Origin of the sequence: Acetilactobacillus jinshanensis (genome assembly GCF_004359375.1) — a bacterium.
In the GTDB taxonomy this organism is placed as follows: domain Bacteria; phylum Bacillota; class Bacilli; order Lactobacillales; family Lactobacillaceae; genus Acetilactobacillus; species Acetilactobacillus jinshanensis.
The window spans coordinates 569,128-582,886 of record NZ_CP034726.1 but is presented as its reverse complement, the minus strand read 5'-3'; the positions used below and the strand labels follow the sequence as shown (position 1 = coordinate 582,886).

The 13,759-nt window shown below is 39.1% G+C and carries 12 protein-coding genes; 7 read left to right on the top strand and 5 right to left on the bottom strand.

Features of this window, described 5'->3' with window-relative positions; translation table 11 throughout:
• Window positions 1–206: 206 nt before the first annotated feature.
• From ELX58_RS02940 to ELX58_RS02930, 3 genes are all read left to right on the top strand, one after another.
• The gene (locus tag ELX58_RS02940; protein ID WP_133441674.1) at window positions 207–1,952 is read left to right on the top strand and encodes a DUF262 domain-containing protein; all 1,746 of its coding nucleotides are present in this window, start codon (window positions 207–209) and stop codon (window positions 1,950–1,952) included.
• A gap of 195 nt (window positions 1,953–2,147) precedes the next feature.
• Entirely contained in the window at window positions 2,148–2,921 is a 774-nt protein-coding gene (locus tag ELX58_RS02935) for a (S)-acetoin forming diacetyl reductase (protein ID WP_133441673.1), read from the top strand.
• 236 nt (window positions 2,922–3,157) lie between these two features.
• The gene (locus ELX58_RS02930; protein WP_133441672.1) at window positions 3,158–3,961 is read left to right on the top strand and encodes a hypothetical protein; all 804 of its coding nucleotides are present in this window, start codon (window positions 3,158–3,160) and stop codon (window positions 3,959–3,961) included.
• Between the two features lie 316 nt (window positions 3,962–4,277).
• Here ELX58_RS02930 and ELX58_RS07825 read toward each other — a convergent pair whose 3' ends face one another.
• Complete coding sequence (locus tag ELX58_RS07825) at window positions 4,278–4,430, bottom strand: hypothetical protein (protein WP_162614609.1); 153 nt, start codon at window positions 4,428–4,430, stop codon at window positions 4,278–4,280.
• Window positions 4,431–4,558: 128 nt separating this feature from the next.
• On the opposite strand from ELX58_RS07825, the gene ELX58_RS02925 reads away from it, so the two are divergent.
• Window positions 4,559–4,930, top strand: a complete 372-nt coding sequence (locus tag ELX58_RS02925; RefSeq protein WP_133441671.1) for a hypothetical protein — start codon at window positions 4,559–4,561, stop codon at window positions 4,928–4,930.
• Window positions 4,931–5,000: 70 nt separating this feature from the next.
• Here ELX58_RS02925 and ELX58_RS02920 read toward each other — a convergent pair whose 3' ends face one another.
• Both ELX58_RS02920 and ELX58_RS02915 read right to left on the bottom strand, forming a co-directional pair.
• On the bottom strand, window positions 5,001–6,290 hold the full coding sequence (locus ELX58_RS02920) for an MFS transporter (RefSeq protein ID WP_133441670.1): 1,290 nt from the start codon (window positions 6,288–6,290) through the stop codon (window positions 5,001–5,003).
• 247 nt (window positions 6,291–6,537) lie between these two features.
• Window positions 6,538–7,503: an alpha/beta hydrolase gene (locus ELX58_RS02915; RefSeq protein ID WP_162614608.1), complete on the bottom strand. Its 966-nt coding sequence runs from the start codon at window positions 7,501–7,503 to the stop codon at window positions 6,538–6,540.
• Window positions 7,504–7,754: 251 nt separating this feature from the next.
• On the opposite strand from ELX58_RS02915, the gene ELX58_RS02910 reads away from it, so the two are divergent.
• On the top strand, window positions 7,755–8,624 hold the full coding sequence (locus ELX58_RS02910; protein ID WP_133441668.1) for an IS982 family transposase: 870 nt from the start codon (window positions 7,755–7,757) through the stop codon (window positions 8,622–8,624).
• Between the two features lie 24 nt (window positions 8,625–8,648).
• Here ELX58_RS02910 and ELX58_RS02905 read toward each other — a convergent pair whose 3' ends face one another.
• Window positions 8,649–9,260, bottom strand: a complete 612-nt coding sequence (locus ELX58_RS02905) for a thymidine kinase (RefSeq protein WP_133441667.1) — start codon at window positions 9,258–9,260, stop codon at window positions 8,649–8,651.
• Between the two features lie 454 nt (window positions 9,261–9,714).
• Here ELX58_RS02905 and ELX58_RS02900 point away from each other — a divergent pair, with 454 nt between their 5' ends.
• Both ELX58_RS02900 and ELX58_RS02895 read left to right on the top strand, forming a co-directional pair.
• Window positions 9,715–10,395, top strand: a complete 681-nt coding sequence (locus ELX58_RS02900) for a VIT1/CCC1 transporter family protein (protein WP_133441666.1) — start codon at window positions 9,715–9,717, stop codon at window positions 10,393–10,395.
• A 52-nt stretch (window positions 10,396–10,447) separates the two neighbouring features.
• On the top strand, window positions 10,448–11,113 hold the full coding sequence (locus ELX58_RS02895) for a VIT1/CCC1 transporter family protein (RefSeq protein ID WP_133442561.1): 666 nt from the start codon (window positions 10,448–10,450) through the stop codon (window positions 11,111–11,113).
• 125 nt (window positions 11,114–11,238) lie between these two features.
• On the opposite strand, the gene nrdD is transcribed toward ELX58_RS02895, so the two are convergent.
• Entirely contained in the window at window positions 11,239–13,437 is a 2,199-nt protein-coding gene (nrdD, locus tag ELX58_RS02890; RefSeq protein ID WP_418620966.1) for an anaerobic ribonucleoside-triphosphate reductase, read from the bottom strand.
• Window positions 13,438–13,759: the final 322 nt, after the last annotated feature.

The following is a 13,759-nucleotide window of genomic DNA, read 5'->3' as shown; positions in this document are numbered from 1 at the left end:
AGTATTGCAATTTATTAAAATAATTGTTGATATATTAATGATGTCTGATATTTATTCAGTAAAATTATGCAAGAAATACTGTGTTAAACAGCATCAAAGTTTAATTAATTTTCATGAAATGGTATAGTAAAAGCGCGCCAGAAATTGCTTTCTGACGCGCAAAAGTAAATTTATTTGAATAACATCTTCAAGAAAGAACTGATTTAATGTTATTCACTGATATTATAACATATAGCAGTGCTATAAAATCACCAAAAATATTGGTAGCTTATCAACGTCCGTTTGAATGGGATGCCAAAAATGGTCAACGTTTTGCAGAAGATATGTTGGACGTAATGTCTGGCAAGGAAAAGGAATGCTTCTTAGGAAGTATGACGCTACTGAGAGTACCTACAAATGATATATATCTTATTGATGGTGGTAATCGTGAAATTTCAGGATTAGCTCTGATAGCGCTATTACGGAATCGTGCAATTAACTTAGAAAACAAACATGATCGTAATAATGAAGGAACTAAATCGGCATATAAGTTAGTTTTTACCGCTAAAAACAATATGAATGATTTATTGTATAGGGGTTCACGGAAGCAAATTCCTTTGTCAATTCCGAATGGTACTGATAATGAATCAAGACGATTTATAGCTTATTTAAAAGGGATGCTGATTGATGATGGCCATCATCATTATGCTGCTTTCTATAATAAGGGTAAAAAGGATAGTGTTTATCGTTTAAATAGTGTTCATCGAGTTCTTTCCAGAATCATCGGCCATAAATTACAAGATATGAATTATGAAGAACAGGCTAAATACTTATATACGGCTTATCATAATTTATGCAATAATGTTAAAGTTGCTAGAATCCTTACAACCGATCGGCGACAAGCTCAATCAATTTACGAGTCGATTAACAGTACTGGTGTTCAATTAGCTCCTCAAGATTTAGTTAAGAGTTATTTAGCAGCATTACTAAGTGAAGATAGTTCCGAAGAAATGAAGACCGGAATGGGTAAATTTACTCAAATGTCTGCGGTGTTTGATGATATGGATACAATCCCTTATTATTTAAGTATTTATTGTGAAGCTAAGCTTGGCATGTCGACATCGAATTCATCACTTGTAAATCGGGTTGATAATAATATTTCAACACCATCTGAAGCCAAACAAATGATTGATGAAACACTCATTTTAGCGTCGACATTTAAGGAACTTCAGAGACCAAAAAGTGTTAAGCATCTTCAAATGCCTGATATAGCTCATCAAAATATGATGCTCCAAGACATGGGTGAACATTATTTCTATAACGTAATTCTTGCTATGCACTATCGTAAATATAGCAAACAAGCAATTAGAAGTGTCTTTAAAGTCCTTTTAAAGATTTCAGTTCAAAGAAGTTTAAAGCACAATAATCGTCCTCACTTTAATAAGGTATCCAGTGAAATATGGTCAAATGCACCAAGTATTCAGACGATTAAAGCTCACGCTATAAAAGAAAATCGGAAAATCCAGGGACAATTGTATAGTTCTAAGCAAATGTGCATGAGTTATAATGAACCATTAACTAAACCGGGATCCTTACGATTTTCTACTATTGCATTTATTATTGCTAACATTTATCGTTACGAGAGTAATGATTTCAAGACAAAAGATTCAATTTACAATTCATTATTTAGGAGTAAACGAAACCCATCATTTATGTTAATGCATTTAAGTGAAACGGTTGATGGTGGTTTACTTAATTCGCTCGGTAATGATGTTTTAGTTGAAGCATCTCTAAAGCCAGAACAAATTAAGACGTTAGATCATAAATTAGAGTTACTAGATAAGTCTAAACTAAAATATAATCGTCAATTATATACTTATGTAAAGAAAGCCCTTGATCAAGGCCATGGTATTACTGAAGTGGTTAGGCAGCGTCAGCATCATGTCGCTGATGATTTTGCTAAGATTTGGTAATTAAAAATAGGGTGTATAATCAACATTATATTATCGAAAGTTAAAGGTCTCATTGCAAAATGAGGCCTTTTTCTATTGCCATCAATTAATTCAAGTGGTAATTAATCGTGCAAGCTTAAATTGTTGCAACGGGGCGGAATCAGCATACACTAAGGGATGTTAACAACATTAATAGTTTGCAAAGGAGTTGTTACAATGTCTAAAAAAGTAGCATTAGTTACCGGTGGTAGCCAGGGAATTGGTAAAGCCATCGTTGACACATTAAGTAAAGACGGTTTTGCCGTTGCCGTTGTTGCCCGTAAGAAAGCTAAGATTGACAAAGTTGTTAAGGACGTTAACGCCAATGGAGGCCATGCTATTGGTTTAATTGCCGACGTATCCGACCGTGATCAGGTCTTTGCTGCTGTTAAGAACACCATCAAGAAGTTAGGTGATCTTAACGTCATGGTAAGTAACGCTGGGGTCGCTCCAACCACACCGATCGATCAGGTCCGTCCGCACGACTTACAGATGACCATGAACATCAACTTAGGTGGTGTGATTTGGGGTATCCAGGCTGCATCCCAGGCTTTCCGTAAGCTCGGTCATCCTGGCAAGATTATCAACGCTTGTTCTCAAGCCGGCCAGTACGGTAACCCTAACTTAACTGATTACGGTGCATCCAAGTTCGCCATCCGTGGAGTTACTCAGACGACCGCTCAAGAATTAGCTAAGTTCGGTATTACGGTTAATGCATACTGCCCAGGGATCGTTAAGACACCGATGATGAAGGACATTGCCGTTAAGGTTGCCAAGAACGCTAACAAACCAGTTGAATGGGGCTGGAAGCAGTTCTCTAAGAACATTGCTTTAGGTCGTTTATCCACGCCGCAAGACGTTGCCAACTTGGTATCATTCTTAGCTAGTCAGAAGTCCAATTACATTACGGGCCAATCAATCCTAGTTGATGGTGGTATGGTCTTCAGATAATTAATGTTTCTCCCTGACGGAATTCCCTCTTGAAAACAAAAATTTATAGAGAGAATTCATTAGCTTAATCTTGAATAATTTGAATGGCACGTTAAATTTATTTAGCGTGTTTTTCTTTTACCCAGTTTCAGTGAATTTTTCCTAAAAATGAGTGCTAAAGTATGTTAATCACGCTAATAGTTAGGTATAATGACTTTTGCTAGATATAAATATAAGCAAAATTGGAGAATAATCGTATGGTTAATAATCTTTGGAAGAAAATGGGCTACCGTCAAATTATCAGTGGCTTACATTATTTAGAAAAAGTTAATCCGTCGTCCGAAAGTACTGGTAAGGGTGTTCTGATGATTATTCAGGGGGCTCAGTTCATGTTCGGGATCGATTCGGCTAAGTATTTAAAGGATACTTATAAGGCTACCGGCTCCAATAGTGAACTAGCCAGTACTTTAGGTGACTTGTACAGTAATGACGAATGGCGCAAGAAGATGTGGCAGTTCGTCGAAATTAATGATCCAGACTTTAAGAATGTCGCTAAAAAGATGGCTGATCAGAAGAAGATTGAAAAGAAACACCGTAAACATGATGTGATGGTTCTTAAGTTCTTAAGCCGTTACCCGCACTTATCCGAATTGGAACAGCAGATTCAGGACGCCTTGATCAAAGGTGGTCAATCCTTTGCTAAGACGCAGTCTGATAAGAAGTCACCGTTGAACGAAATTAACGTTGATCCGTCCCAGAAGAAGATGGACGTCTTCGTTGCTAAGGTTGAAGTTCGTCAACCAAAGGACTTAATTACCAGTAAAAAGGACGAATACGCAATCTTTAACGTTTACGTTAATATGGAAACTGACAACTTCAAATTCACCGATAACGACGTTATCTACAGTAATTACTGTAAGAAGTCGAATGTGGAAAAGAATAGTCATCATACACCGTTTAACGTTACCGGTAAATTCAAAGAAATCGTTAACCTTCAGCCGTTCTTTATGCAGTATTTGATTTTGTGTAATCAGCAGTACAAGAAGTACGGCTTCAAGTAAAAATTAATAATTAAGATAAAGAAAAGCACGCTTCATTTTTGGAGCGTGCTTTTCACTTATAAAAGGAACGCTATGGGAATGCTTGACAGATGCTAAGCATCAAAGCGCACAATATCGTTACACCGACTATCATACCTGTGTATCGCATAAAACCGGGATGCCGACTGTGAATTACGTGAACCGTCAACCAAGCAGCTAGCGTTGCACAGATAACAAGTAATACGAAACCTAGCATCCTACGCACCTCCCAGTGTCAGAATAGTCTGAGCACTAGTTGGATACATGGTGATATGTTAAGTCTTGTATGGGCGATTTATCACACCGATGCGCAAACAATCAAAATGACACCGTAGACGACGATTGAGCCTAAGAACGTTAAGAACGTTGGCCATGAAATCGGACAACGGTAACAAATGTAGCTAATCAACGTAATAAATATAATTGTGCAGACGATGAGAACTATAAACATCAATTCTGACACCCCCATCTACGATAAGAATAGATTATCGTGATTATGAATGTGTGTTGATAGTAGGGGGGATGCCGTGTTGATTGGTATACTGGGTTATAATTAATTAGTAAAAGGACTCTTCAACCATGCTTAAAACTATTAAATCTACTGCGATCATGTTTTTACTAATTCTTGCCGTTTTAACGGATGGCCTAATTATTGATTCGAATTTAAACACTAGCGCCAGTTATTTGTATTACATGTTAGCACTGTATTTTTTAATTTGTGTTGTTGCTGGCTTCATCGTTGTTTATCGTGTTGCTAATAATCCTAACAAAGCATTCAAGAAATTAGCACCGATGTTCGTCCGAATCTCGTTTTTCTCGTTAATGATCTGTAAGGTCTTTTTGATTACGCCTAAGAATAACATTTTAGTTAATTTAGCACCAGCGTTATTCATTCAAATTGCGTGTATGATCGATCTGAAATTAGCGGAGCATACAGCAAAAATTATGTAAAAATAAGGAGCGTTGTTCTTAAGCAATGCTCCTTATTTTTAATAATGGGGTAAATAATGTGTAACCTTAATTAAGCATTTGCTCGCTGTGCACGCATCTTCTTAGCATGTTTGTGGTAACTGCTGATGGCTTGGAAAGTCGTCATAACGATTACCGTAATCACACTGATGATGAACATGACAACGAACGAATGACGGATGATGCCAACTAATGAGTTGGTTGGGTTCATGAAGATTCCTAAGTAGTGGGTACCTAAAGGTCCTAAGAATGAACCTAAGTTAGATCCAGTGATTAAGATTGAAATCGTAAAGGTTTCGTACTTAACTGGAACAACTCGACCAACTAAGGCGTATGAATAAGTACCGAACATTGGGAATGCCATTCCTGAACAAATAGCACCAAGTGCTAACATCCAGATGTTACTAGCAGTAGCTTCTAGGATGGTACCAATGGCGATCATAATGACACCGGCAGTAACGGTGTAACGGTGGATCCAGCCATAGATATGACCGAAACTAGCGTTAACGAACGTTGCGAAGATGGTGTTTAGACCGATGATCAAACCGGCTTCACCAGGGTTACCGATATGTAAGAAATGAATTAAATTTGGAACTTCGATAAAGCAACAAACGTTGGCCATGACCATGAAGATCATTAAGAATGATAGACCACAGACTAAGCTAACCAAATGAAAGACATGCTTCTTGGATAACTTAGGGGCTTTAGCTTTACCGGTCTTAACGGCTTTGGTTGCAGTAACATCCTTATCATATTTAGTTGGAAAGTCTTTCCAGAAGTAAATTAAGATCAGGAAGATCAAACCATATGACAGGAATGACAGGTGCCAGTTAATCATTACTAGCAGGCCCATCAGAATATCCAATACACATTGGCCTAACGGTTCCATCGCGGTACGGTAACCAGACATTCTGATTCGTGTCCGTTCATCGTAACGGAAGTAAATGTTAATTGAATCAATTGCTAGGGCATTCAATAGACCTAGACCAAGGCCCCAACCAATTCGTGTTAACAGAATGAAAATAAAGTTATCACTGAAGGCTGGCAAAATACCTAAGACTGCAGTAATTAAAATACCTAAGCCAATCGTTCGTTTAATCCCAATCTTTTTGGCAACCCAAATCGAGATAAACAGTGTAATCAGTGCAGATAATTGTTGAGCCGTACTGATTAAATCAAAGATACTAATTGGAACATTCGAGAAGTACTTTAACATCGGTGGCAACGCCGGGGTGATGGCTTTCCCGGATGAAATAATTAGGGATGGTACCAGTATCGCACCAAACACGATTGCGCGCTTGCGCTTGTTGACCGGACTATCCAAATCATCGTCTTTATTCATGGCTCTTGCGCTCCTTTCTTAAGTGTATGTATTGCCGACTCCATGGTTGGATCCAGAAGCCGGTGGTTAGATTATGAATATGATGAGAATAGTGTCATCTGATTGCTATTCAGTTATCATCTTATGGGAGCGCTTACATATTATGGTGCTGATATTTCATAACGGAGATGTCGATTTACGTCATATAAAGAAAATCCCCATCACGAAATTATATTTTCGCGATGGGGATTAATTGGCTATCTAGTGATTAAATCGTAATCTGGGATAACTGCTTTTCGTTAAGGTTCTGGACGTTTTCCCTTTTCAGTAACCGTTTAAAGAAACTAAGTTCATCATCGTCACATCGATCAGCGATCGGGTCACTTTGATCAATCTGAAAATCATGCTCACGAGGGAAATCATCACTACCGTAGATCTTATAGAGGTGAGGAATCTCATGGTCGATTAATAGTTGATCCATGCGGAACGACTGGTTGATCATGTCGTCATCGGATGCCGTCTGGACAAAGACTGGTAGGAACGGTCGCTTAATGTAGTTATCGATGTGAACGAAATCCGGGTAATGTTGAGTAACCTGGTGTGTATAATACGTACTTTCGACCGGATTGACGTAACCAAGGATCTTATTGATAAAGAAAACACCACAGTTAAAAACGCCACCCATAATATTAATTGGCGGGCGCTTAAAATCGAATTTAGCTGCGGCGATTGGGTTAGTGTATAAAGTTAGGTATTCTTCGGCCAAGTTAGCACCAGCACTGTCACCAATTATGAAGACGTGCTGGAGATCAAAGCCATATCGATAGGCGTTCTTAACGCACCACCGAACAGCCATCTGAGTGTCGTCCCATGCACAGGGGAACGGGTATTTCGGTGCCAGTCGGTAATCATAGCTGACCACTTCAAATCCGGCTCGTGCTAGGTGCATACAGTAGAATTGATACGTCTTCCGGGATCCATAGACAAAACCTTTGCCGTGCATATCGATAATTAATGGCAACTTACCGATCTTAGCGTTGGCTGGTCGATAGACATCGATTAAATTATGTTTTTTATCAGGTCCGTACTCTAGATTAGTGTGTTTAATGATATCTTTCGGTTTCGGATTTAGCCCTTGATCACGAATATTATCGGCATGTTTCCAATTTTCATGGGCTTGTTCGGCTATCTTGATGTTCTTTGGGTTATTACTTCTTAAACTGGCAATTCGCATAGTATAGCTCCTTTTAAAAACACTCATTTACCATCCAGTTCTATTTTATGGAAGCGCTTTCATTACAAGGTGCCGATAATTAATATCTTGAATGTCGATTTGTCGATAACGAAACAATCCCCATAACGGAGATTTGGTTTCGTTATGAGGATTGGGTAATGATTACTCGTTTGGCTAGTTGGAGATAATATTAAAAAAGCCGAACATGTCGGCTATACTAAAAGTAGTTCACACAATAGGAAGTATAGCTTATGCTCGACCAAGTTCAGTATACTAATAATCACTCGTTAATACAATTTCAATCCTGTATTCATACCATTAAACCACTTTATAAAGCCTTTATTTCCAAGAACTTTCGCCGAAGGCGAAATGTTAATCATTCAAAATTAACAGATGTAGAAGTAATCGCTTTATTATGTCTACAAGCGTTATTAGGCATAAACGCTAGACTTAGGTTTTATCATTTTATACTTGATAATGGCGTGATAAGTCCTAATAGAATGCCTGAAGAATCACGTTTCAACAGAATTTGTAATCGAGATGGCGTCATTCTTCAAATTATTCGTTGGCAACTTATTATACGATACGTATATCCAAAGTATTCGATAATTGACAGTTTACCGATGCCATTATGTAAGTATGTCCGTAATACAAGAGCTACGCTCTTAAATCGTTATGCAAATATCGGCTTTAAATCTACTAAAAAGATGTATTACTACGGATTCAAAGGTAGTTTTGAAGTATCCGATTCGGGTATAGTTCTTGCATACACCATTACTAAGGCATCTATTCATGATATTAAAATGGTTAAAACATTAGTTGATGAATTTCCATGTCAGCATATTCTAGCTGATGAAGGATATATTAGTAAGGCTTTGAAAGCAGATTTAGCTAAGCATGGAATTTGGTTCTGGACGCCATTACGTTCAAACATGAAACAATATTCCTACGATGATAGCCTACTAAGGCGACTACGTCGCCACATTGAAACGGTATTCTCTAGATTGAATCAATTATTTCATATTGAACATAATACTGGCAGGTCACTTAATGGATTTCAGACAAGGTTGGAGCAAGCATTATTAGTTGATACACTATTAAAATTAAAAATACTGAACTAGCCAAACGAGTAATGATTAATTAATTTAATTATCTTTGATCGTGGTTCGTTTTAATAGTTTTAAGTTGGGGTGGTAGAAATGATAACGGCAGACCGGTTTATAGGTTTCGTTACCGCCAACTTCAATTTGCTTCCCATTATATACAGGTTTGCCATTATGGAAACGAAGGTTCATCGTGGCTTTCTTACCGCAGAACCAGCAGACCGTTTTGATTTCACGGATCTTATCGGCATAGATCAGCAGGTTCTCTGAACCTTCGAACAGGTGGTTCTGGAAGTCATTCTTTAGACCAAAGGCCATAACCGGGATATTCAAATCATCGACAACTTTAGCTAATTCTAAAACGTGATGCCGCTTTAAGAACTGGGCTTCATCGATCATTACACACGAGACCTTGGGGACCTTTTCTTTGAATTTCTTGATCACGTCGTAGACGTTGGTATCGTTTCGGATCGGGTAAGCTTTGCAACTGGGACCCATTCGCGATTTGACTTCACCGGTCTTTTCACGGGTGTCGGTCGCACTGGTCATGACCAGGACGTGTTTGCCTTCCTCGTGATAATTATGGGCGATCCGTAAGATGTCCATACTTTTACCGCTGTTCATTGCTCCATAGTAATAGAAGAATTGCGCCATGATTAATTCCTTCCTAAGCATTTTTGACTGACATCTACAATTTTAAATGAAATTCTGCACAAATTATAGGAAAAATTTTGTGAAATGAACATGAGCAAAATACTAACATTAGGAATTAAAATGTTTAGTATTAGAAGCGATGGGAATAGATAAAGTCCTATCCACCGCTATGAATCCTGATTGCCTTTGGATCACACAGCGGGTAAAACATGTATGCAGTAATTTACTTTTGCTTTTAGCATATGTATCAACCCTCCGCAAACTTGTGAACGGGGAGTGTTGTTAATCAGCTCCTTGAAAGATCGGCCAGTAACCGGTCTTTTATTTTAGCTAAATTTTTACATCACCTAAAATTTAAGTTATCAAAGTTGAATATCTTTACTTTTGATTTGTTACCTGTATCATATAGACACACGATAAAATGTGAAGGTTTACACAAAGCGGTGATGTTTATATGGAAAAAGCTAAAAAGAAGACGTTAAACCAAAGGATTAACGTTATTCGTGCCAGCGTGATGGGCGCGAACGACGGGATTCTATCGATTGCCGGAATCGTTATCGGGGTCGCTGGTGCATCTGCCAGTAACTTCGCAATTTTTATTTCCGGGATTGCCGGGATGATTGCCGGTACCGTCTCCATGACGATGGGCGAGTATACATCCGTCAGTACCGAAAAGGATTCGCAGCGTCACGCCATCCTCCATGAGAAATACGCGTTAAAGACTAATTACAAGGGTGAGTGCGATGCCATCAGAAATAAGTATTTAAAGACCGGGATGAAGCGATCGTTAGCTGATCAAGCCGTTAAGGAAATGATGAGCAAGGAACCGTTGGTGTCAGCCGTTCGTGAACGCTATGGCTTCGACATCAATGATTTTACTAGTCCTTATGCTGCGGCAATTGCTTCGATGATTTCGTTCCCGACGGGTTCAATTCTGCCATTAGCTTCAATTGGTTTAGCCCCAATGCATTTACGTATCATCGACACGTTCCTTGCCGTCATCATCGCTTTAGCCATCACCGGTTACATTGCCGCAATCATTAGTAACGCCAGACGGTTTCACTCTTTGATGAGAAACGTGATTTCAGGAACGTTAACGATGATCGTTACCTATATTATTGGTAGATTACTTTAACTAGAGAGGGTGAATCAGATTGAAGAAATTTAAACGTCGTCATAAGCAAACCATGAACGAAAAGCTGAATACCTTACGAGCTGGAGTTCTAGGCTCTAACGATGGAATCTTAACCGTCGTTGGTGTCCTGTTTACCGTTGCCATCGCGACACCGAATCAGTTTACGATCTTTATTTCTGGTCTAGCTGATTTACTGGCATGTGCCTTCTCAATGTCATCAGGTGAGTACGCTTCGGTTAGTTCCCAGAAGGATGCTGAAGGGGCCGCTGTAATTAAAGAAAAGCGGCTCATGGCCACTAATTTTAAGCAGGAATTACGGACCGTTCAGCACTATTACATGAAACGTGGGGTTACCCAGGCCACGTCATTAGCGATCGCTCGTGATTTACTGTCCAAGCGGCCGTTAACCACTTTGGTTGACATCAAGTACGGCCTAGATTTAGGTCACTACATGAATCCATGGTACGCCGCATTTTCTTCGTTACTGTCCGCCTCGATCGGTGGTTTCTTTCCGTTAGTTGCTATGACGTTGTCACCGGTTAATATCCAGTGGCCGGTCACGATTACGGTCGTCATCTTAACTTCGGCATTGACCGGTTACTTGAGTGCTAAGTTGGGTAACGGCTTAGAAAAGGTTGCCGTGATCCGTAACATCATCATTAGTATCATCACCATGATCATTCACTATTCGTTAGGTAAGTTATTGAATCAGTTCTAAATAATTCAGGTTAATATAATTTAAAAGGGATGCTTATTAAAAAGCATCCTTTTTTATTGGCAAACTAAAAGGGCGCCATTCCATGATTTATGGGATGACGTCCTTCTTTGTTTATTAATTGGTATCTACACTAAACGAGAGTCAGATTGTTTGTCCTTTTCATATTTAGCGACGTTTTGGATCATTCCGGTGGACATGTTCTTCTTACGAGAAGCAATTTCCATTAATCGACCGTGGACGATTGGGCGAGCCTGCGGATTACCTAGGTAACCACAAAGTCGCTTAACTACGTCACAATAACGTGGATCGCTGTTGCCACACTGCGGGCAGACGAAACCTTTTGATGTGGCCTTGAAATCACCTTTGAAACCACACTTAAAGCACTTATCAATTGAAGTGTTAGTGCCTAAGTAACCAACGTGATCATAAGCCCAGTTCCAAACGGCTTCTAATGCTGCGGGGTTCATCTTTAGATTTGGGTATTCACAGTAATGAATGAAACCACCGGCAGCGTATGGCGGGTAATCCTGTTCAAACGATAGCTTTTCGAATGGGGTTGGTTGTTTACGAACATCGTAGTGGAAACTGTTGGTGTAATACTGCTTATCAGTAATATCCTTAACCTTGCCGAATTTCTTTAAATCGTCTCGGCAGAAGGTATCGGTTAATGATTCAGCTGGTGTGGAGTACAAGCTGTAATGATAACCGCTTTCTAATGACCACTTATGGCAGAGGTTGTGCATCCGACGAACGATGTCAACGGTAAAGGCCTTAACCTTCTTGTTGTGTTCCCAGTTGGGTCCGCCAAAAGTCGTTCCGACTTCGTATAAGCCAATGTAACCTAGGGAAACAGTAGCACGATAATGATCAAAGAGCTGACGAACGTTATCACCGGGTTTTAAACGTTTGCCAAAGCCGCCATATTCATATAACAGTGGGGCATTTTCAGGTTTAGCCTGGCAAACTCGGTGGGTCCGGTACTTTAATGCGCGGTGGCAAGTTCCCATTCGTTCGTAGAAGATCTTCCAGAACAGGCCCTTGTTACCATGGGCTAACATTGCGATGCGTGGCAAATTAACGGTGACGACACCTAAATTCATGCGACCGTCGTTTTCTTCTTTACCATCTTTATTAGTCCATTTCTGCAAGAAAGAACGGCAGCCCATTGGTGCTTTGTAATTACCGGTGATCTGGCAGATCTTATCATACATCAGTATATCTGGGTACATTCTCAAGGTTGAGCATTTAATTGCTAATTTCTTGATGTCATAGTTCGGATCCTTTGGGTAGAAGTTCAAGCCTTTCTTTAAGACGTAAATCAACTTTGGAAAGACTGCGGTTCGACGTTCTTTACCAAGGCCCTTAATTCGGATCTTAAGGATGTCTTTTTGAATCTCACGTTCGATCCAGCTAGTTCCTAAACCGAAGTTAACGGTCGTGAATGGCGTTTGGCCTTGTGACGAGAAGAGGGTGTTAATTTCGTATTCTAAGGATTGCATGGCGTCATAAATATCTTTTTTCGTGTATTTAACGGCAAAATCACGTTGTTTATCTGGTGCAACCCATTCTTTAGCTTGTTTTAAATGCTTACGGTAGTTCTTTTTAGCGTATGGTTCTAAGACTTCATCGGCCCGGTTGAATGAGATTCCACCGTATTGCAATGACGCAACGTTGGCGATGATTTGCGCAATCTGAGCCACGGCCGTGTTGATAGACTTCGGAGTTTCGACGTATGCGTTACCGATCTTAAAGCCGTGAGCCAGCATGTTCTTAAAGTCAACTAAGCTGCAGTTGGTTTCGGTAGTAACCGGCGAATAATCCAAGTCATGCCAGTGAATATCACCACGTAAATGAGCTTTAGCAACGATATCAGGTAGCATCTGGAGACCGATGGCACGGCAAGCGGTCCCAGCTTGAAGATCCCGCATTGTGTTAAAAACTTTACTGTTCTTATTGGCGTTTTCGTGAACGATTCTTGGATCACGTTTAAAGAGACGTTCCATCTGTAGCTGAACATTGGTTGCGTCTTTAAATTCCTGCTGTTCCTTTTTGAAGTATTGGGTATACTTCTGATCGTCTGATTTAAGGTCGTTTTGCTTGAAAAATATGTGAAATTGTTCACGTATTTGGGTAGTATAAATTAATTTGGCGTCCTTAAAGTGATGAAAAAGCTGTTTTTTGAACTGAAATTGAAGTTCTTTCGGGACCTTTAATTTGTTCAAAATGAAGTCCAATTTGTATTGATAAAACGGAGTTTTGTCTCCGCCACGCTTAACAACTTTTCCGTTGAGTAATTTATCAAGATCAATCGTGGCTGTTTCCAAAATAACACTCCTCTATCTGAATTAAGCTAAATATACAATATGTTGTATACATCTAAAATATATCACACATATGTAGTACGTAACAATGAAATTTGAATAAATTTAGAAAAAGATTATTTTTCATTTTTAGCCAAAATAAAAAATAACCAGCTATAAATCTTATTATGATCTAATTCTTCAATTTGAAATCACGATGAATATCTTATCAGAATTTAACAAAATCACGCAAGCAATCCTTTTTATTTTTCTTAATTAAAATTCTTTCCTCAGACTTGTTTACATTTTCACAAATCTCATTTAGAATGAAAAATTGTTAAGAACT